Here is an 18,274-nt window from a genome sequence, read left to right on the forward strand (position 1 = left end):
GACGTGTTATGTTGCGGCGCACAATTTCGTGCCGAACAGGAGTCTCCCCATGGCGACTTTCGATCTCCCCGAACTGCCAGAGTCCCGGGTGTCCCCGCAGCTGATGCTGGGCGCCGCTTCCCCGCTTTGGGCCTACTTCGGCGCCGCAGCCGCAGGCGGCGTGGCCTTTTGGTGGATGACCCGCTGGACGAGGCCCGTGAACCTGGAGGCGATGTTCGCCGGACCTTACACGCCGACCGTCCCGCCGACGCCTGTGGCCGCCGCAACCGAAGCGGCGCTGGTCCTCGTTGAAACAGTGACCGACGGGATTGAAGCCGCGGCCGAGGCCGCCGTCGATAGCGTCGCCGATGCGGGCCCCGCGACGGCGGAGGCGCGGCTCGAGAGCCCCGTTGATGATGAGGCCGTCAGCCCGCCGATCGACGCCCTATCTGCTCCGGAGCCTGAGGCCACGTCCGCGCCGGTCGCAGACGGCGTGACCGAGGCTGCAAAGGACGTCGCCGCGGAGGCCATGGCCGAAGCCGCGGCGGCTCCCGAGGTCGAGACGCAGCCATTGTCGGAAACCACCGCCGACCCTCTGCCGGCCCCCGCCGCCAAGGCGCGCGTCCGCAAGACCCCGCCCGACAAAGACCTCGAAGCCTGACGTGGCGCTTGGCGCCGCCCGGCGCTAACAACGGGCGGTGCTGAAGCGGACGTTCGACATCGTGATCGCGCTGGCGGGCTTAGCCGTCGGCTGGCCCGTGCTGCTGGCGCTGGCGCTGGCGGTGCGGCTGACCAGTCCAGGGCCCGCGATCCACTGGTCGCGACGCGTTGGACGGGACAACCGCCTATTCGCGATGCCGAAATTCCGCTCCATGCGGACCGACACGCCTGACGTGGCGACCCATCTCCTGGAGGATCCTGGCCGGTGGATCACACCTTTGGGCCGGTTTCTGCGTAGATCCAGCCTGGACGAGCTGCCGCAGCTCTGGAGCGTCCTGGTCGGCGACATGAGCCTGGTAGGGCCGCGGCCCGCGCTGTTCAACCAGGACGACCTGGTCCGCCTGCGCACCGAGGCCGGTGTCCACCGCCTGCGCCCGGGCGTCACCGGCTGGGCCCAGGTGAACGGGCGTGATGAGCTGCCGATCCCCCAGAAGGTGAAGCTGGACGCGGAGTATCTCGACAGGATGTCGTTTGCGTTCGACCTGGCGATCATTGTGGCGACAGCGCGCACCGCGCTGACCGGCCGGGGCGTAAGTCACTAATTTTCCGGGGCAACAGACCGGGAGGCCACGCGTTCTGTGGTCCCGGAGGCCTCGTGAGCGAAAATCCCGTCCAGACTCCGCCGTCCCGCCGGCCGTTGCGCCGTGACCCGCCTGGGGCGCGGCGGCCGGTGCGCCAGCGGCTGTCTGTCGCGCAACTCAAGCCGCCGACGTTGACGCCTCCGCAGAAAAAGGCGCTGGGCTGGACCGGAGCGGTGCTCATCGCCGTCGCCGTGGGCATCGCGATCCTGATCGCGATCTGGGACTGGAACTGGTTTCGGGAGCCGCTCGAGCGCGCCGCCTCCGCGCGGCTTAATCGTCAGGTCACGATCAGTGGCGACCTGAACGCGGACGTCTGGTCCTGGCAGCCCACCGCCACGGTGAACCGCATCGCCATCGCCAACCCAGCCTGGGCCGGGCAGGGGACGCTGGGCACGATCGACCGGCTGCGTGTGCGGGTTCGTCTCGTGCCGCTGCTTTGGGGCAAGGCCGACATCCGGGTCCTGGCGGTGGAGCGACCGAACTTCAAGCTTCTGGCCGACGCCAAGGGCCGCAGAAACTGGGACTTCTCGGATGGGCGCAAGAAGACGCCCATGAACCTGCCGCCGATCCAGCACTTCCTCATCGACGAGGGGCGGCTCTCCTATCTCGACGCTCAGCGCGATGTTCGCTTCGAAGGCACGATCGACGCCCGCGAACAGCTTGGCTCGGCCACACGCGGCTTCCAACTCCATGGCCGCGGCACGATCAACGGCGCGCCGTTCCGCGCCGAAGTGGTCGGCGGCCCGCTGCTGAACATCGAGCGCGACAAGCCCTATCCGTTCAACGCGGAGATCAGGGCCGGGCGGACCCTGGTCACCGCCAAGGGCGCAGTGCCCAAGCCGTTCGACCTTGCCCGATTCTATATGGACGCCACCGCGCGCGGTCCCGATCTGGCCGAGCTGTTCCCGCTCACGGGTCTGGCCCTGCCCAACACGCCGCCTTACAGCGTGCGCGGCCGCGTGGTGCGCGAGGCGCTGATGTGGCGCGTTGACGGCTTCGGCGGTCGAATCGGCGACAGCGATATCGCAGGGAAGATCTCGGTCGATACCGCCGGCGCACGGCCATTCCTGCGCGCCGACCTGACGTCTCGCAGCCTCGACTTCGACGACCTAGGTTCCGTGTTCGGCGGAGCGCCGAAGGCCGGCCCTGGCGAGACTGCTTCGGCCGAGCAGGCTGTGGCCGGGCGCAAGATGGCGGCCCGGCAACGCATGTTTCCCGATACGCCCCTGGACATGACCCGCATCCGCGCGATGGACGCCGACGTCACGTTCAAGGCGCTGTCGATCCGCGACACGCCGATGAAGCTGAGCTCGGCCGAGGCGCGTGTTCGCCTGGAAGATGGGCTCTTGCGCGCCCGGCCCCTGAGGTTGGACCTGCCGCACGGTCGCGTCGAAGGATTCGTTACCCTCGACGCCCGCAAAGCCGAGGCGCGGACCGAACTGGACTTGCGACTGTCCAACTCGCGCATCGAGACGATCATTCCGCTGCAGTTCCAGGGCAGCTCGCCGGTGACGGGACCGCTTGTCGGCCGCGCCAGGTTGGTCGGGTCCGGGAACAGCGTGCACGCCGCCTTTGCCGGCGCTGACGGTGCGGTGACGGTGGTCGCCACCGGCGGTGAGATCCGCAAGGCGCTGGCCGAGCTGCTGGGCGTGAACGTGATCAAGGGCCTTGGACTGCTGAACAAGCAGGACATGACGCCGATCCGGTGCGGGGTGGCGAACTTCGACACGCGCAACGGCGTGATGCACGCCAACAGCATCGTGCTCGATACCGGTCCCGTCGTGGTCAGGGGCAAAGGCGTCGTCAACCTGGGCACGGAGCGGATCGACCTGACCTTCCGGGGGCAGGACAAGAGGTTCCGCCTAGTTCGGGTGCTGCTGCCGATCACCGCCAAGGGTCCGATCATGGCTCCGAAAGTGGGTGTGCAGCCGGGCTCGGCGGTCGCCCAGGGCGGGGCCGCGCTGGCGCTTGGAACTCTGTTGACGCCGCTGGCGGCCATCCTGCCGTTCGTCGACCCCGGCCTGGCGAAGAACGCCGACTGCGCCGCGCTGGTCGCCGAGGCGCGCGCGGACGGGGCGCCGGTCAGGTCCGTCGCGGCGAAGCCGTTGACGGGCAAGCGCTGACCCAGTCAATCTCCACTGCGACAGTAGGAACAGGAAAGCTTGCGGCGATGATGAGCAAAGGTGCGGCCCTGGCCGCTGCGTTCGGGATCGGAGCGGCCATCGCCGCCGGCGGTGCGTTCGCCCATGACGACAAGATGCCGGCCAACGCCAACGCGGCGACGAAGGCGGCGTACGCACGGCATGTGAACTTCGAGAAGCTGGGCGCGGCGTTCAAGGGCCTGAACGACGAGCTGCGCAAGGGCTCGCCCGACAAGGCGGTCCTGGCGGCCAACGCCAAGACCATCAATGCTTCGGCCGCAGCGCTCCCGACCTGGTTCCCGCGCGGCAGTGGGGTGCAGGCCCGGCCGATGAGCGAGGCCAAGGCCGAGATCTGGACGGATGCGGCCGGCTTCACGGCGGCGGCCTCCAACTTCCGCACCGAAGCGGGCAAGCTGAACACCGTGGCGGCAAGCGGCGACATCGACGCCATCAAGGCCCAGGTTCGCCCCACGTTCATGGCCTGCAAGGGCTGTCACGAGAAGTTCCGGCAAGAAAAGAAGGGCTGACTTTGCCAGAGCCCGCCGTCGCTGGCCGCTACAAGCTCTGGGACGGGCCCGTCAGGCTCGTCCACTGGCTGCTGGTGGGCCTGATCGCCTTTTCATGGTGGTCGTCCGAGGATCACCTGAATTGGCACCGCTGGAGCGGCTACGCCATCATCGGCCTGGTCATCTTCCGCATCTGGTGGGGGTTCGCCGGGGGCGGCGCGGCGCGGTTTTCGAGTTTCGTGCGGGGGCCGGCGACGATCCTCGGCTACCTGAAGACCGTGGGACGGCGCGATCCCTCGGACGTGCCCGGCCATAACCCGCTGGGGGCTCTCAGTGTCCTGGCGTTTCTGGTCGTATTGCTGGCGCAGGTGGGCACCGGCCTGTTCGCGGTCGACATCGACGCCTTCGAGGCCGGGCCGATGTCGGACCGCGTCAGCTTCGAGACCGGCCGCCAGATCGCCGAGATCCACGAGCTCACCTTCCGGGTCCTACAGGGGCTGGTGGTGCTGCACGTCCTGGCGGTGCTGTTCTACCTTGTGTGGAAGCGGACCGACCTTATCGGTCCGATGATCACCGGTAAGCGCGCGCTGCCGAGCGACCCCGGGCTGGCCGCGGCGCCTTGGTGGCGTCTTGCGCTGGGCGTCGCGCTGGCCGGCGCCATCGCCTGGGCGCTGTCGAAGGGGCTACGCTTCTAGACCTCGCGACGGCGTCGCGCGCCGTGCGTCTTGCCGGCGACGGGCGTCCGCTTCGCCGGAAGGGCCTCAGCTGCGCTCGGCGGCGTCGCGGAGAGAGTTGAGCCAGGCATCTTCGCGCAGCTTTTCGGCCTCGCGCAGCTTGGACTCGGCGTCGCGGACGGCGGCGTCGTGCTTGCGCCACTCCGAGACCGCGCCTTCGCGCGCCGACCGGGCGGCTTCAAGCGTGGGGTAACGGGCCAGTACGGCGCGGGTGGAGTAGTTCACCGGCGGACCCACCGTTTCGCGGTCGGGATAGAAGCCCGTGATCGAATCGTTCGACTCGCTGTCGATGTGGAAGACATCGGCCCAGCCCGCGTGGTGACGCATCAGGGCCCAGGGGCGTTCGATCCGGTCGCTCACCAAGTGTCTCCGTCGATGGTGTCCGATTCCGCGTTGCGCGCGGTCTATTCCCTGCCTTTAGCGCGACCGACCGCCGCGTCCAACGCCGCGATGACGGAATTTGACTTTCCTGGCGCAGCGTCAGCGTGGGAAAGCACCCCCATTGAACCTGTTCCATTTCCAGTGAGCTTTGAATTTTGAGCAAGATCACGATCGGCGGCCAATTTCGCGGCCCGCCCAACTCCGGCAATGGCGGCTACGTCTGTGGGGTTCTGGCCAAGGCGTTCGATGGCCCGGTGACGGCGGTCATCCGGTCTCTGGTGCCCCTGGACACAGAGCTCGAAGTGGCGACCCGTGACGGCGCCCGGGTCCTCACCGGCGCCGACGAGACCCTGATCGCGCAGGGCGGACCCTCGACCCAGGAGCTGCCAGACCCGCCCGTCACGCCTACGCTGGAGCAGGCGCGCGGGGCGATGGCCGGGTATCTCGGCCATACCCAGCGTGTCCACCCCGTGTGCTTCACCTGCGGGACTGCGCGCGAGGAGGGCGACGGCTTGCGCGTGTTCCCAGGCCAGCTGGCGGGCGCCGACCCAGGCGTCGTCGCCTGCGTCTGGACCCCCCACGCTGCGTTCGCGCAGGCGGACGGCACGATCCCGACCGAGGTCGTCTGGGCCGCCCTCGACTGTCCCGGGTTCTTTGCCTGGGTCGAGAAGGAAGGTCGCCACGGCGCGCTGCTGGGCACCATGACCGGGGAAGTCGTGGTTCCGCCGCGGGCCGGCCAGGAGCATATCGTGCTCGCCTGGCCGATCGTCCGCGAAGGCCGCAAGGAGATCGCCGGGGTCGCGCTTTTCGATGCCGAGGGCCGGCTGATGGCCCGAGGCCATCAGGTCTGGATCACCATGGCGCTGAGGGCGCCCGCGGCCGCGCCGGCGGGGGAAGCCGTCAAAGCCTGATCGCGTCAGGAGTCGGCGCAACAGACGCGTTGTGCTCGGCCTAATTGACAAAATAAGTTGTCTATTGGAGGTTCGACGCATGACGGACGCTCAGCCCGACTCAAGAACTGCGCTGGATTTCGTGGACCAGGCGGCGGCCGCCCGCGTGGCGCTGTCGCCTCTTCGCCGCCGTCTGCTGGAGCGCCTGACGGAACCGATGTCGGCGGCAGGGCTGGGGGAGGCTCTGGAGCTGCCGCGACAGCAGGTGCGCCACCATCTCAAGGTTCTGGAGGCGGCGGGCCTGATCGTCGAGGTCGGCGCGCGCCGCAAGCGTGGCTTCACCGAGACCCTCTACCTGGCGCGAGCCCGCGCGCTGGTGATCGATCCGATGCTGATCGGCGACCATGCCCCCGCCGCCGTCGGCGCCCAGGACCAGCACTCGGCCGCGCATCTGGTGCAGACGGCGGCGCGGATCGTGCACGAGGTCGGTCGGATGCGCGGCGAGGCCGAGCGGGAAGGATCCCGGTTGCTGACCATCACCGTCGAAGCCGATATCGGTTTTGCGAGCCCCGCCGAGTACGACGCCTTCACGCAGAAGCTGACGCAGGCGGTCACGGAACTGGCCAAGTCGTATCCCGCCGAAGGCGTCCGTCGGCGCTACCGCCTGACTGCGGCGGGCCACCCCGCCGTCGGCGCCCTGACCGAACCCAGGCCCCTGAACTGACGGAGCGCACGATGCCCGATCGCCTGCTCGTAGAAGTGACCATCGCCGCGCCGGCCGACGCCGTTTGGGACGCGATCGGCGATCCGGCCAAGATCTACAACTGGTTCGGCTGGGACGCCGACGGGTTGAAGGACGAGGTCGAGTACATATTCGTCACCCACGCCAAGCGGGACGAGGCGGCCAGGGTGCTGTTCTTCGAGGGCGTGAACGACCGGTTCGAACTCATCGACCAGGGCGGCGAGACCGTCTTGCGGGTGGTCCGCACCGTGGCCGAGACGGATAGCTGGGACGGCGTCTACGAGGACATGACCGAAGGCTGGATCAGCTTCGTACAGCAGCTGAAGCTGGCCATGGAACAGCATGATCTGGGGCCGCGGCGGACCCTATATCTGGAGGGGTCAGCCAAGCCGGGCGGTCAGGCGCCGATGGCCGCGCTGGGGCTCGCGGATCTGTCCGACACGCCGCCGGGCCAACGCCTGACGGTGACGCTGCCAACGGGAGAGACCGTGCAGGGCCAAGCCTGGCATCGCACGCCCTGGCAGTTCGGCTTCACGGTCCCACAGTGGGGGAACGGGATGCTGATCGTCACGGACAAGTCGGTCACCGAGACCTCGCCGGACGGCCGCGGGGCGCTGATCCTGACGACGTACGGGCTGCCGGGCGCGGAGTTCTCGGACCTTGAGGCGCGCTGGCAGTCCTGGTGGGACGATCGCTACGGGCCGCCGCGCGAAGCGCCCTGCACGTGACCTTGCACGCCCGTCCATAGCGCTCCACAACCTCCCGGCGGGAGGATTGTGCGGATGCGGGTAGCTTCGGTTTCGGACTATCGCGAGCTGGCGCGGCGCAGGCTGCCCAACATCTTCTTCGAGTATATCGACGGCGGGTCGTACGCCGAGGAGACGCTGCGCCGGAACGTCGCCGACCTGGAAGCGATCGCGCTGCGACAGCGGGTAATGCGCGACATGACCCAGCTCAACATGTCGGTCGAGACACTGGGCCAGACCCTTAAGATGCCGGTGGGGCTGTCGCCGGTTGGCATGGCCGGCATGTACGGCCATCGCGGCGAGGTCCAGGCCAGCCGGGCGGCCACGGCCACGGGCGTGCCGTTCTGCCTGTCGACCGTCGGCGTCTGCTCGATCGAAGAAGTGGCGGCGACGGGCACGCCGCCCTGGTTCCAGCTCTACATGCTGAAGGACCGCGGCTACATGAAGGACCTTCTGGGCCGGGCGAAGGCCGCCGGCTGTCCGGTTCTGGTCTTTACGGTGGATCTGCCGCTGCCGGGTTCGCGCTACCGTGACATTCGCTCGGGCTTCACAGGGGCCACGCCGATGCAGGCGATGCTGACCCAGGCCTGGGAGGGGATCACGCACCCTGCCTGGACCTGGGACCTGTTCGTCCATGGCCGACCTCATACGCTGGGCACCGTGCAGGACGCCGTGAAGGAGGGCCGACGGGTCACCGACTTCCTGGCCTGGATCTCACGCAACTTCGACCGCTCGGTGACCTGGAAGGACCTGGACTGGGTGCGGGAGAACTGGGACGGACCGATCGTCATAAAGGGCGTGCTGGACGTCGAGGACGCCCGCGACGCGGTGAAGGCCGGCGCCCAGGGGCTGGTGGTGTCGAACCATGGCGGCCGCCAGCTGGACGGCGTCAAGTCGTCCATCTCCGCGCTGCCGCGGATCGCCGACGCCGTCGGCGGCGACCTCGAGATATACATGGACGGCGGCATCCGCTCCGGACTCGACGTTCTGAAAGCGCTGGCCCTGGGCGCGCGGGCCTGTTTCGTCGGACGGCCCTGGGCCTGGGCATTGGGCGCAGGCGGGCAGACGGCGATCGAGAAGATGCTGGGCACACTGCGGGCCGAACTGGCCGTCGCCATGATCCTCACCGGCTGCGCCGACGTGACGACAGCCGGAAAGACGCTGCTGGACCGGGACTGAGGGTTCGGCAGGCGCCGAGCGCTCGGATTCGCCGATAACGCGAATGCGATTGTGCAGTGCGAAACCGTTTGGTTTCCTGCGAGTTCATCCCGCCGGGTCATCGGAGGACGGGCATGCTTGAGAGTCAGTCGTTCGCGTATTCGCTCAGCCATGACGACGATGTCTGGCGATGGAGCGTCTATGACGAAGAGGGCGTGACGGTCGCCAAGGGCGTGCATCCGACCCAGTCGGCGGCGCAGGCGGCGGTCGAACAGTTGCTGAGCGGCGTGGGCGACGGGCTGGCGGCCTGATCGCGATACCCGCTAGTCTCTGAGGATGGCGAACATCCTCCCGCGTGTCTGGACGATTCTGAAGCGGTTCGAGGCGCGCGTCCTTATCGGGCTGTTCCTGGTCGCCGCGACCCTGTTGGCCTTCCTCGGCATCGCCGAGGAGATGGCCGAGGGCGAAACCCGGGACATCGATAGTCGATTGATACTGGCGCTGCGTTCGCCAGGCGACCTGAACGATCCCATCGGATCGCACGGCGTCGAAGAAGCTGTACGCGACATCACCGCCCTAGGGGGCACAACCCTCGTCGTCGTGGTGACCCTCGTCGCTGTGCTGGCCTTCGTTTTCCACAAGAAGCGGATCCACGCCGTGGTGATGGCTGGCGCGGTGGTGGCCGCCTGGGCGTCGAGCCAGTTCACCAAGGGATTGTTCAGCCGGCCCCGGCCGGACCTCGTGCCGCATGAGGTGTACGTCTACACGGGCAGCTTTCCGAGCGGTCACTCGACAATGTCGACGGCGGCGTTTCTGACGCTGGCCATGCTGATCGCCAGCCTGGAGATGAAGCGGCGCAGTAAGGCCCTGGCGCTGACGCTGGCGGCGCTGATCGTCGTGAGCGTGGGCTTCAGCCGCGTCTACCTGGGGGTCCATTGGCCCAGCGATGTGCTGGCCGGCTGGTGCCTGGGCGCCGGCTGGGCGCTGGTCGGATGGCTGGCGCTGCGCCTGCTGGGCGGGCAGACGCGGGGCGCCGGCTAAGGCTCGAAGCCGCTCAGGTCTGGAGACTGTCCGTTCCAGCCCGACACGCGCTCGAAGGCGGCGCCCAGCGCCACCACCGAAGTCTCGTCCCGGGGCCGTCCCAGAATCTGCAGTCCGACCGGCAGGCCCTCGTCGGTCAGGCCGCAAGGCACGCTGATCCCCGGCAGGTCGAGGTAGTTCGCGGCTCGCGTCAGGCGGCTGAGCGGCGAGGTGGTCTCGTCGATGGTGTCCAACGGTGGGGCAGGGATCGGACAGGTCGGAGAGAGCAGGCCGTCGTACTGGGAAAGCCAGGCATGGAATTCGGCCTGTCCGGCGGCGCGTTCGGCATGGGCCTGAGCAAGCCGGGCGTCTGAGACGTCGCGGCCGGCCTGGAACCGGCGAACGATCCAGGGGTCCATGACCTCGGCGTGCGCCTCGATGCGATCTTTCCAGATGCGCCAGCCCTCGCCGGCCATCAGCAGGCCGTTGGGGGTGAACGACGTCTCCAGCGCCTGGGGCGGCTGGATCATGTCGATGACGACCCCAGTGCTGCGTAGGCGCTCAAGCGCTTCGATGTAGAGCTGCGCCACCTCGGGATGGAGTTCGCCCAGCCCCTCGATCGGGATGGCGGCCAGGCGCCGGCCTCGGACGTCGGCGGACAGCGCGTGCCCGGCGTCGAAGGGGTGGCGCACGGCGGCGTCGCCGTCCGGGCCCGAGATCACGGCGAGCGCGCGGGCGGCTGCGGTCACGTCGCGGGCCAGGGTTCCGACGGTGTCGAGCGACGGGCTGAGCGGGTGGACGCCCTTGAGGCTGACCAGCCCGCGGCCGGGCTTCAGCCCCACCACGCCGCAGATGGCGGCCGGGATGCGCACCGATCCACCCGTGTCGCTGCCCAGCGCCGCATCGCAGAGCCCGGCGGCCACGGCGACGGCTGAGCCGGAGGATGACCCGCCCGGGGCGCGATGGACCTTGGCGTCCCAGGGGTTCCAGGGCGCGCCGACCGCCCGGTTCGTGCCCCAGCCGCCATAGGCCAGCTCGACGGTGTGCGTCTTGCCGACGGCGGAGTAGCCACCTTGCAGCAGGCGTTCCACGACCAGGGCGTGGCGCGCGGGGCTGGGATCGAGCGGGACCTGGGCGCCGCCCCCGGTCGGCACACCCGCGACGTCGAACAGATCCTTGATGGCCACCGTCGGCCCATCGTCATCCTCGCCGAACAGCGGCGGGTCGAACACCTGCACGAACGCCTTGAGGCGGCCGCCATAGCGGCGGATGCGGGCGAGGGCTTCAGTGGGGCGCATCTCTCTCCCTTAATGGGCAGGGGCAACTCGTGAAAGCGAGCAGGGGATGTGGGGGAAGCCGAGCGCGGCGTCCGTGGCCGCCGCAGCCGCTTTCGCGGCCCGTCCCTGCCCATTAAGGGAGGAATATGAACCTCTACGACCTTCTCGCCGCCCGCTTCCCGGCCAACCGTTCGAAGCCCTGCTTCCTGCTCAGCGATGGACGGGCGATCAGCTATGGCGAACTGGAATCCGGCGCGGCGCACGTGGCGGGGCGACTTTCGGCCGGCGGCGTCGGGCCCGGCGATCGGGTGGCGCTGCAGGCCGAGAAGAGCCCGGAGTCCATCATGGTCTACCTGGGCGTCCTTAAGGCCGGTGCGGTCTACCTGCCGCTGAACTCGGCCTACACCGCCGCCGAGGTCGACTACTTCCTTGGCGACGCCGAGCCCAAGGTGTTCATCACCGACCCGCCGGCCTGGGTGGCTGAGGCCCGGGCCCAGCCGCCGATGGCGGCGAGCGTCCCCCGCGAGGATGGCGACCTGGCCTCGCTGATCTACACGTCGGGCACCACCGGGCGGTCCAAGGGGGCGATGCTGAGCCACGGGGCGCTGGCGGCCAACGCGCTGGCGCTGCACGAGGCCTGGGGCTTCACGCCCGACGACGTGCTGCTGCACGCCCTGCCGATCTTCCATGTCCACGGCCTGTTCGTGGCGCTCCACTGCGCCCTGCTTAGCGGCTGCCCGATGGTCTGGCTGCCGAAGTTCGCGGACGCCGACGTGCTGTCGGGTCTGGACCGGGCCACCGTCATGATGGGCGTGCCCACTTTCTACACGCGCCTGCTGGACAACCCCGGCTTCACGCGCGCCAAGGCCGAGGGCGTGCGCCTGTTCGTCTGCGGGTCGGCGCCGCTGCTGCCCTCGACGTTCGCGGAGTTCGAGGCGCGCACGGGTCAGCGCATCCTCGAGCGCTACGGGATGAGCGAGGCGGTGATCATCACCACCAACCCGCTGGACGGCGACCGCATTGCGGGCTCGGTGGGCTATCCGCTGCCGGGCGTCGAGCTGCGGATCGGGGGCGGGGAGCAGACGGGCGTCATCCAGATCCGCGGGCCGAGTGTATTCTCGGCCTACTGGCGGATGCCGGAGAAGACCGCCGAGGAGTTCACCGCCGACGGCTTCTTCATCACGGGCGACGTCGGGCGGCAGGACGCCGATGGCCGGGTCTGGATCTCGGGCCGGGCCAAGGACCTGATCATCTCGGGCGGCTACAACGTCTATCCCAAGGAAGTGGAGCTGGTGCTGGACGAGCTGCCCGGCGTCACCGAGAGCGCTGTGATCGGCGTGCCGCACAAGGATTTCGGCGAGGGCGTGGTCGCGGTGGTGATGGGAAAGGGCGACGAGGCCGCCATGATCGCCGAGGCGCGGCGGCAGCTTGCGGCTTACAAGGCGCCCAAGCGGGTGGTCTTCGTGGATGAGCTTCCCCGCAACGCCATGGGCAAGGTGCAAAAGAACCTGCTGCGCCAGACCTACGCCACCTTGTTCGACGCCTGATCGAGATCGGCCCAGGCGTCGCGCACCAGGCTGACAAACCAGTCCCGCCCCTCAGCGGCGGCGCGGCTGCGGGCCGTCAGCAGCTGAACATCGAACTCGGGCATTTCGAAGGGCAGCGTCCGAAGCTCGAGTCCGAAGGCCGGAGCGAAGGCATGAAGCAACCGCGCGGGCGCGGTGACGACGAGGTCGCTGTCGCGAACCAGTGCGAATGCCGTCAGGAACATCGGGACCGAAGCCGATATCCGCCGGCGCTCTCCCACCCGCGAAAGGGCCAGGTCGGCCGTTCCCTGAAAGTCACCGCGGAACGAGACCAGCAGGTGCTCCAGCGCGAGGTAGCCGCCCAGGTCCAGGGGCGCGGCGACCGCGGGATGGCCGCGCCGGGCGCCCAGCAGGTAGCCCTCGGCGCCTAACCGTAGGGGTTCGATGTCGTCCGGCTGGGCTCCGAACCGGCCGAGCGCCAGATCGACCTCGCCGTTTCGCACCGCCTCCACCGCGGCGGCGCCGACGGCGAACCGGATCGAGATCCCGGCCCGGGGCGCACCGGCCGCCAGCCGGGCCCTGATCGCGGGGCCGAGCAGGCTGGCCACGTAGTCGTTCGCCGCGAGCCGGAAGATGCGATCGCTCGCCATGGGATCGAAGGCCGATCGCCCGCCCAGCACGTCTTCCGCCATCGCGATGATCGCGGCCACCCGCGGCGCGATCTGGCGCGCGGCTTCGGTGGGCTCCAGGCCGTTGGCGCGGCGCAGGAACAGAGGATCGCCGAGGGCGTCGCGAAGGCGGCCCAGCGCGTGGCTGACGGCGGATTGGCTCAAACCGAGCCGGCGGGCCGCGAGCGTCGTGCGACCGGTCTGAAGCACGGTCTGGAAGACTAGCAGCAGCGTGAAGTCCAATCGACGGATATCGACAGTGTTCATTACCTGGATGAATCCAATTCGCTTGGCTTCATGATGGTCCTCGCTAGCGTCCGGGCAAAGCGGAGATCAAGCATGCGAATTGCAATCATTGGCGCCGGCGCGGTGGGCGGCGCCCTGGCTAGGGGCTGGACGCGGGCAGGGCACGACATCGTGTTCGGCGTCAGTGATCCCAGCGCCGCCAAGCACGCCGCGCTGAGAGCGCAGGGCTTCGCGGTGGCGAGCAACCGTGAGGCTGCCGGGGCGGCCTCGGCGATCGCCCTGGCTGTGCCGTGGGCGGCTATCGAAGACGCCGTCGCGAGTCTCGGCGACGTCGCTGGCAAACTGATCCTGGATGCGACCAATCCCTTGGCGTTCGGCCCGGACGGGCTGTCGCTGGCCATCGGCTTCACGGATTCAGGCGGCGAGCAGGTGCAACGCCTGGCGTCGGGCGCCAGCGTCTTCAAGACCATGAACCAGGTCGGATACAGGGTGATGGACGCCGCCACCGGCTATCCCACGGCGCCCAGCATGTTCGTGGCCGGCGACGACGAGGGCCGCAAGATCGAGGTCATGGGCCTTGTGGCCGACCTGGGCTTTGAGCCTCTGGATTGCGGCGGGCTCAGGATGGCCCGCCTGCTGGAACCCTACGCGATGGTCTGGATCAACCAGGTCGCCGTACGAGGGGCGCCAGACACTTCCGCCTTCGCGCTCATGCATCGCCGCTAAGGAGGGCCTTGTTCCCGCGGCGGCAGTTCGTGCAGGGTCCGCCTCCAACACATGGAGGAACGGGATGGACCTGCAGCTCAAGGGCAAGAATGCCGTCGTCACCGGCGCGAGCCGCGGCATCGGCTGGTCGATCGCCGAGTGCCTCGCCGACGAAGGCGCAAACGTCGCCATCTGCGCGCGCAACCCGGCGCAGGTCGCCGACGCCGTGCGGCAGCTCGAAGCCAAGGGCGTCAAGGCGTTCGGCCAGGCGGTCGATATCGCCGATGGGCCGGCGATCAAGGCGTTCGTGACGGCGGCCGGCGAAGCGCTGGGCGGCATCGATGTGCTGGTCTCCAACGCCAGCGCCCTGGTCCAGGGCTCGGACGAGGCCAGCTGGAAGGCGATGTTCGACGTCGACGTCATGGGCGCAGTGCGCACGTTCGAGGCTGCCAAGCCGTTCCTGGAGAAGGCGGCCGAGAAGAACGGCGACGCTGCGTTCCTGATCACTTCATCGATCTCGGCGGCCGAGGCGGACAACCCCAGCTCCTACGGCGCGATGAAGGCGGCCCAGATTCACTATGCCAAGGGCGTGGCGCGCGAGAACGCGCCGAAGAAGATCCGCTGCAACGTGGTCTCGCCCGGGACCGTCTTCTTCGAGGGCGGCGTTTGGGGGAACGTGAAGGCGGGCATGCCGCAGTTCTTCGACCAGATGATCAAGCGCAACCCCACCGGCCGGATGGCGACGCCGGAGGAGATCGCCGCGGCGACGGTGTTCCTGGCCAGTCCGCGCTCGGCGTTCACGACGGGGATCAACATGGTGGTCGACGGGGCGATCTCGCGCCGGGCCAACTTCTGATGCCCGATCCTGTGGGCGCCCTGGCGGGGCTGAAGGTCCTCGACTGCACCCACGTCATCGCCGGCGCCTACTGTTCGATGGTGCTGGCCGACCTGGGCGCCGATGTCGTCAAGATCGAGCCGCCGGCGGGGGAGTCGACCCGCGGGATGCTGGGGCTTCGCGCCGACGCCTTCCGCGCATTCGATCACGTCAACCGCAACAAGCGAGCGATCGCGCTGGACCTCTCGACCGAGGCCGGCGCGAACGTCGTCCGACGACTGGCCGAGACGGCCGACGTGTTCGTCGAGAACTATCGGCCGGGCGCCCTGGACCGCATGGGGCTGGGCTACGATCAGCTGGCCGCCATCAACCCGCGGCTGGTCTACTGCTCCGTCTCGGGCTTCGGGCTGGATGGTCCCTATCGCGGGCGGGGCGGGTTCGATCTGGTCACCCAGGCGATGAGCGGGATCATGAGCTTCGTGGGCGAGGCGGGCAGCGAGGTCCCGTGCTCGACGGCGGTGCCGATCTCGGACCTGAACGCCGGAGTGTTCGCCGCGGTGGGGGTGCTGGCGGCGCTGCAGAGCCGGAACGCGACCGGCAAGGGCCAGCACGTGGAGACATCGCTGCTTGAGTCGGCGTTGGCCTACACGATCTGGGAGACGGGCATGTACCTGTCGACCGGCGAGGTGGCGAAGCGCAACGGGGCGCGCCACCGGCTGGCTGCGCCTTACGAACCCCTGAAGACCGCCGACGGTCACATCGTGGTGGGTGTAAACAGTCAACGGCTCTGGTCGCGCTTCTGTCGGGCCATCGAGGCGCCGGAACTGGCGGACGAGGCGGGCTTCGACAGTCCGTCGGGGCGGATGAAGAACCGCGACGCGTTGCAGGTGCGGCTGGAAGGAGTCCTGGCGCGCGAGCCGGGAGCCTACTGGCTGGCGCGACTGGAAGCCGAGGGCGTCCCGGCGGGTCCGCTCAACGATATCGCTCAGGCGTGGGATGATCCGCAGATCAAGGCGCGCGGCCTCCTGGGCGAGGCGGGCGGACGCCGGTTCGTGAAGACGCCGATCAAGCTGCACGACACGCCGGTCCGGCTGACGCGCGGCCCGGCTGAGGTCGGACAGGATACGCGCGAGGTGCTGGCCGAATCCGGCTTCGCAAGCGACGAGATCGAGGCGCTGATCGCCAGCGGGGCGGCGGCGGTCCAGCGGGAGGTTCCAGCGTGACGGGCACGGTGCATATCGAGACGATCAGCCCGGCGGTGATGCTGCTGACCATCGACAACCCGCCCATGAACCCGCTGGGCGTGGAGATGCGCGAGACCTTCATGGCGGCGCTGGACCAGGTGGAGACCAACGACGGGCTGCGTTGCCTGATCGTGACGGGGAAGGGGCGGGCCTTCTGCTCGGGCGACGATCTGAAGAATGTCAGCGGCAAGGGTGAGGACCTGGCGGGGTTCGGGCGACTGCTGGATCGGCTGGAGCAGAGCCGCGTTCCGGTCGTGGCGGCCGTGAACGGCTGGTGCGTCGGCGGCGGCTTCGAGCTGGCGCTGTGCTGCGACATCCGGCTGGCGTCGACCGAGGCGAAGTTCGTCTGCGCCGGTGTGAACGTGGGGCTGATGGCGTCCACCTACCGGCTGCCGCGCCTGATCGGCGAGAGCCGCGCCAAGTCGATGCTGCTGACCGGCCTGCCGCACGACGCCGAGACCGCCGAGCGCTATGGCCTCGTGACCGGCCTGCATGCGCCGGACGACCTGCGGGCCGCCGCCATCGCCATCGCCGAGCGGATCGCCACCCGTGCGCCCCTGTCGGTGGAAGCTACCAAGCGCACGGCGCACCGCGCCCTGGACCTGTCGCCCGAGGACTCCGGGAAGATCTGGGCCGACGAACTGCGAGTGCTGCGCCGCTCAAACGACCACAAGGCAGCGATCGCGGCCTTCCGCGAGCGCAGAGATCCCGTGTTCACGCGGAGCTAGACGCCGCTGATCTCCGAGGCCCTGCGGCCGCCGGGGCGGACGTCGCCCTGTAGAACCTGGCGCTGGCGAGCAATGAAGATTGGAGCGGCGGCCATCAGGACGCCAAGCGCGTCGGCCAGCACGTTCGCCGGCGACATCAGATGCCCGGCGAAGCAAGGCGCAAGTTCCGACAACAGCACCACCCACGCCGCCACCAACGGGATGTCGCCGCGTCGCACGAACGGCATGAGGCTGTAGGCCGCGCTGGTGCCCGCGTAGAACAGCAGCACCCGCGGCAGGAACGCCTGTGCGAACGGGGTGAGCGACAGCCCCAGCACCACCGCGCCCAGCATGAACGCGAGCGGCATGTAGAACGGGCGCTTCAGGGGCCACAGGGCCGGGATATGGACGGGTTGAACGCTCATATGGGTGAACACTGTAAACCTGAGGGTTCACTTCAGGCTTAACGGGTGTGGTTAGGCAGGGGTTTTCGACTTCCCGCAGGCGTTGCAGATCGTCGCAGGACACGTGCGGGGCGGGCTTGCATCTGAGGCCCCGTCGCGCTTTTGGAGGGCGCGATGGAAAAGCTCTTCTTCGACCTCACGCCGACCCACAATCCGCACCGCTGGTACCTGCCCGTTGAGCCCAGGATCTGCGTGGGGCCGCCGGGCAACGAGTTCATGTTCGGCGGCGTGGGCATGGCCTCGGCGGTCGCGGCCATGGAGCGCACCACCGGCCGGTCCCTGATCTGCGCCACGGCCCAGTACCTGGGCTATGCGCGTCCGGGCAGTGTGGTGGACATCGACGTCTGGACGCCGGTCGAGGGCAAGTACAACACCCAGGCCCGCTCGATCAGCCACGTGGACGATAAGGAGATCATCACCGTCAGCGCAGCGCTGGGCTCACGGGAGAGCCCGTTCTCGGAGCAGTGGGTCGAGGCGCCCGATGTGCCTCAGCCCGATGACTGCCCCGGACGCCAGCACTGGCGCGGGTCGGAGGAGGGCGTGCATTCGCGAATGGACGTGCGCTTCGCCAAGGGCCGTTCGGGCTTTGACCGCGACGGCGCGGCCGAGCCGGATGGGCGCACGGTCCTGTGGGCTCGGCCCAAGGAAGACCTGGCGATTGATGCGGCGATGCTGGCGGTGATGGCCGACTTCGTGCCCCAGGGCGTGGGCAACGCTCTCGGCAAGAACGCCGGCGGCAACAGCCTGGACAACACGCTGCGCATCCGCCGGATCGTGCCGACCGAGTGGGTGCTGTGCGACATCCGGATTTCGGGCGTCCACGGCGGCTTCGCGCACGGGTCGATGTCGCTGTTCGCCCAGGACGGCGAGCTGATGGCCACGGCCAGCCAGTCGCTGATCGTGCGCGTTCGGGAGACGGCGGAGGACCGCTGATCGCGGCCACGCTCGCGTTGCGGGACGGCCGGTGTATGAAGCGGGCAGATTCGCGCGCCCTCGGGGCCGCC

The 18,274-nt window shown here is 69.0% G+C and carries 21 protein-coding genes; 17 read left to right on the forward strand and 4 right to left on the reverse strand.

Annotated features, from left to right (window positions below; genetic code table 11):
- The first annotated feature begins 49 nt into the window (after positions 1-49).
- Genes EPN98_RS22395 through EPN98_RS22415 form a run of 5 tightly spaced genes read left to right on the forward strand, consistent with a single transcriptional unit; the run spans position 50 to position 4,622 of the window.
- Complete coding sequence (locus EPN98_RS22395; RefSeq protein ID WP_293365161.1) at positions 50-640, forward strand: hypothetical protein; 591 nt, start codon at positions 50-52, stop codon at positions 638-640.
- A 40-nt stretch (positions 641-680) separates the two neighbouring features.
- Positions 681-1,241 carry a sugar transferase gene (locus tag EPN98_RS22400; protein ID WP_293365237.1) on the forward strand — a complete coding sequence of 187 codons (561 nt, stop codon included), beginning with the start codon at positions 681-683 and terminating at the stop codon, positions 1,239-1,241.
- 53 nt (positions 1,242-1,294) lie between these two features.
- Entirely contained in the window at positions 1,295-3,403 is a 2,109-nt protein-coding gene (locus EPN98_RS22405) for an AsmA family protein (protein WP_293365162.1), read from the forward strand.
- Positions 3,404-3,450: 47 nt separating this feature from the next.
- The gene (locus tag EPN98_RS22410; RefSeq protein WP_293365163.1) at positions 3,451-3,948 is read left to right on the forward strand and encodes a cytochrome c; all 498 of its coding nucleotides are present in this window, start codon (positions 3,451-3,453) and stop codon (positions 3,946-3,948) included.
- Positions 3,949-3,950: 2 nt separating this feature from the next.
- Positions 3,951-4,622 carry a cytochrome b/b6 domain-containing protein gene (locus tag EPN98_RS22415; RefSeq protein ID WP_293365164.1) on the forward strand — a complete coding sequence of 224 codons (672 nt, stop codon included), beginning with the start codon at positions 3,951-3,953 and terminating at the stop codon, positions 4,620-4,622.
- Positions 4,623-4,688: 66 nt separating this feature from the next.
- On the opposite strand, the gene EPN98_RS22420 is transcribed toward EPN98_RS22415, so the two are convergent.
- Entirely contained in the window at positions 4,689-5,021 is a 333-nt protein-coding gene (locus tag EPN98_RS22420) for a hypothetical protein (RefSeq protein WP_293365165.1), read from the reverse strand.
- Between the two features lie 176 nt (positions 5,022-5,197).
- Between EPN98_RS22420 and EPN98_RS22425 the strand changes: the two genes are divergently transcribed.
- The 6 genes from EPN98_RS22425 to EPN98_RS22450 all read left to right on the forward strand — a co-directional run bounded on the left by EPN98_RS22425 (position 5,198) and on the right by EPN98_RS22450 (position 9,619).
- A complete protein-coding gene (locus tag EPN98_RS22425; protein WP_293365166.1) occupies positions 5,198-5,953 on the forward strand; it encodes a hypothetical protein in 756 nt (251 codons plus the stop codon).
- Between the two features lie 79 nt (positions 5,954-6,032).
- On the forward strand, positions 6,033-6,656 hold the full coding sequence (locus EPN98_RS22430) for a helix-turn-helix domain-containing protein (RefSeq protein ID WP_293365167.1): 624 nt from the start codon (positions 6,033-6,035) through the stop codon (positions 6,654-6,656).
- A gap of 11 nt (positions 6,657-6,667) precedes the next feature.
- Positions 6,668-7,402 (forward strand): hypothetical protein, encoded by a 735-nt coding sequence (locus EPN98_RS22435; protein ID WP_293365168.1) that lies wholly within the window; start codon positions 6,668-6,670, stop codon positions 7,400-7,402.
- Positions 7,403-7,456: 54 nt separating this feature from the next.
- Positions 7,457-8,599 carry an L-lactate dehydrogenase gene (locus EPN98_RS22440; RefSeq protein ID WP_293365169.1) on the forward strand — a complete coding sequence of 381 codons (1,143 nt, stop codon included), beginning with the start codon at positions 7,457-7,459 and terminating at the stop codon, positions 8,597-8,599.
- Between the two features lie 113 nt (positions 8,600-8,712).
- Positions 8,713-8,889, forward strand: coding sequence for a hypothetical protein (locus tag EPN98_RS22445; RefSeq protein WP_293365170.1), 177 nt, complete (start codon positions 8,713-8,715; stop codon positions 8,887-8,889).
- Between the two features lie 25 nt (positions 8,890-8,914).
- Entirely contained in the window at positions 8,915-9,619 is a 705-nt protein-coding gene (locus EPN98_RS22450) for a phosphatase PAP2 family protein (RefSeq protein WP_293365171.1), read from the forward strand.
- Here EPN98_RS22450 and EPN98_RS22455 read toward each other — a convergent pair.
- A complete protein-coding gene (locus EPN98_RS22455; RefSeq protein ID WP_293365172.1) occupies positions 9,616-10,896 on the reverse strand; it encodes an amidase in 1,281 nt (426 codons plus the stop codon). The genes EPN98_RS22450 and EPN98_RS22455 overlap by 4 nt on opposite strands.
- 125 nt (positions 10,897-11,021) lie before the next feature.
- Between EPN98_RS22455 and EPN98_RS22460 the strand changes: the two genes are divergently transcribed.
- Positions 11,022-12,422 carry an AMP-binding protein gene (locus tag EPN98_RS22460; protein WP_293365173.1) on the forward strand — a complete coding sequence of 467 codons (1,401 nt, stop codon included), beginning with the start codon at positions 11,022-11,024 and terminating at the stop codon, positions 12,420-12,422.
- Here the strand turns inward: EPN98_RS22460 and EPN98_RS22465 are convergent.
- Positions 12,398-13,336: a LysR family transcriptional regulator gene (locus EPN98_RS22465; protein WP_293365174.1), complete on the reverse strand. Its 939-nt coding sequence runs from the start codon at positions 13,334-13,336 to the stop codon at positions 12,398-12,400. The genes EPN98_RS22460 and EPN98_RS22465 overlap by 25 nt on opposite strands.
- Positions 13,337-13,369: 33 nt before the next feature.
- Here EPN98_RS22465 and EPN98_RS22470 point away from each other — a divergent pair, with 33 nt between their 5' ends.
- From EPN98_RS22470 to EPN98_RS22485, 4 genes are all read left to right on the forward strand, one after another.
- Positions 13,370-14,041: an NAD(P)-binding domain-containing protein gene (locus EPN98_RS22470; RefSeq protein WP_293365238.1), complete on the forward strand. Its 672-nt coding sequence runs from the start codon at positions 13,370-13,372 to the stop codon at positions 14,039-14,041.
- A gap of 64 nt (positions 14,042-14,105) precedes the next feature.
- Complete coding sequence (locus EPN98_RS22475) at positions 14,106-14,876, forward strand: SDR family oxidoreductase (protein WP_293365175.1); 771 nt, start codon at positions 14,106-14,108, stop codon at positions 14,874-14,876.
- Complete coding sequence (locus EPN98_RS22480; RefSeq protein ID WP_293365176.1) at positions 14,876-16,078, forward strand: CoA transferase; 1,203 nt, start codon at positions 14,876-14,878, stop codon at positions 16,076-16,078. Before EPN98_RS22475 ends, EPN98_RS22480 begins: the two co-directional genes overlap by 1 nt.
- Positions 16,075-16,827: an enoyl-CoA hydratase/isomerase family protein gene (locus EPN98_RS22485; RefSeq protein ID WP_293365177.1), complete on the forward strand. Its 753-nt coding sequence runs from the start codon at positions 16,075-16,077 to the stop codon at positions 16,825-16,827. The genes EPN98_RS22480 and EPN98_RS22485 overlap by 4 nt, the downstream gene beginning before the upstream one ends.
- On the opposite strand, the gene EPN98_RS22490 is transcribed toward EPN98_RS22485, so the two are convergent.
- On the reverse strand, positions 16,824-17,231 hold the full coding sequence (locus tag EPN98_RS22490) for a hypothetical protein (RefSeq protein ID WP_293365178.1): 408 nt from the start codon (positions 17,229-17,231) through the stop codon (positions 16,824-16,826). The genes EPN98_RS22485 and EPN98_RS22490 overlap by 4 nt on opposite strands.
- A gap of 153 nt (positions 17,232-17,384) precedes the next feature.
- Here EPN98_RS22490 and EPN98_RS22495 point away from each other — a divergent pair, with 153 nt between their 5' ends.
- Positions 17,385-18,203, forward strand: coding sequence for an acyl-CoA thioesterase domain-containing protein (locus EPN98_RS22495; RefSeq protein WP_293365179.1), 819 nt, complete (start codon positions 17,385-17,387; stop codon positions 18,201-18,203).
- Positions 18,204-18,274 lie beyond the last annotated feature (71 nt).

Origin of the sequence: Phenylobacterium sp. (genome assembly GCF_004299445.1) — a bacterium.
In the GTDB taxonomy this organism is placed as follows: domain Bacteria; phylum Pseudomonadota; class Alphaproteobacteria; order Caulobacterales; family Caulobacteraceae; genus Phenylobacterium.

What these genes read in the sequence shown, in the direction of transcription:
- EPN98_RS22410 (WP_293365163.1), top strand. Translation starts at nt 3,451, where the DNA reads ATGATGAGCAAAGGTGCGGCCCTGGCCGCTGCGTTCGGGATCGGAGCG.
- EPN98_RS22490 (WP_293365178.1), bottom strand. Translation starts at nt 17,231, where the DNA reads ATGAGCGTTCAACCCGTCCATATCCCGGCCCTGTGGCCCCTGAAGCGC.
- EPN98_RS22465 (WP_293365174.1), bottom strand. Translation starts at nt 13,336, where the DNA reads ATGAACACTGTCGATATCCGTCGATTGGACTTCACGCTGCTGCTAGTC.
- EPN98_RS22470 (WP_293365238.1), top strand. Translation starts at nt 13,370, where the DNA reads ATGGTCCTCGCTAGCGTCCGGGCAAAGCGGAGATCAAGCATGCGAATT.
- EPN98_RS22475 (WP_293365175.1), top strand. Translation starts at nt 14,106, where the DNA reads ATGGACCTGCAGCTCAAGGGCAAGAATGCCGTCGTCACCGGCGCGAGC.
- EPN98_RS22495 (WP_293365179.1), top strand. Translation starts at nt 17,385, where the DNA reads ATGGAAAAGCTCTTCTTCGACCTCACGCCGACCCACAATCCGCACCGC.
- EPN98_RS22450 (WP_293365171.1), top strand. Translation starts at nt 8,915, where the DNA reads ATGGCGAACATCCTCCCGCGTGTCTGGACGATTCTGAAGCGGTTCGAG.
- EPN98_RS22435 (WP_293365168.1), top strand. Translation starts at nt 6,668, where the DNA reads ATGCCCGATCGCCTGCTCGTAGAAGTGACCATCGCCGCGCCGGCCGAC.
- EPN98_RS22460 (WP_293365173.1), top strand. Translation starts at nt 11,022, where the DNA reads ATGAACCTCTACGACCTTCTCGCCGCCCGCTTCCCGGCCAACCGTTCG.
- EPN98_RS22440 (WP_293365169.1), top strand. Translation starts at nt 7,457, where the DNA reads ATGCGGGTAGCTTCGGTTTCGGACTATCGCGAGCTGGCGCGGCGCAGG.
- EPN98_RS22395 (WP_293365161.1), top strand. Translation starts at nt 50, where the DNA reads ATGGCGACTTTCGATCTCCCCGAACTGCCAGAGTCCCGGGTGTCCCCG.
- EPN98_RS22445 (WP_293365170.1), top strand. Translation starts at nt 8,713, where the DNA reads ATGCTTGAGAGTCAGTCGTTCGCGTATTCGCTCAGCCATGACGACGAT.
- EPN98_RS22480 (WP_293365176.1), top strand. Translation starts at nt 14,876, where the DNA reads ATGCCCGATCCTGTGGGCGCCCTGGCGGGGCTGAAGGTCCTCGACTGC.
- EPN98_RS22455 (WP_293365172.1), bottom strand. Translation starts at nt 10,896, where the DNA reads ATGCGCCCCACTGAAGCCCTCGCCCGCATCCGCCGCTATGGCGGCCGC.
- EPN98_RS22430 (WP_293365167.1), top strand. Translation starts at nt 6,033, where the DNA reads ATGACGGACGCTCAGCCCGACTCAAGAACTGCGCTGGATTTCGTGGAC.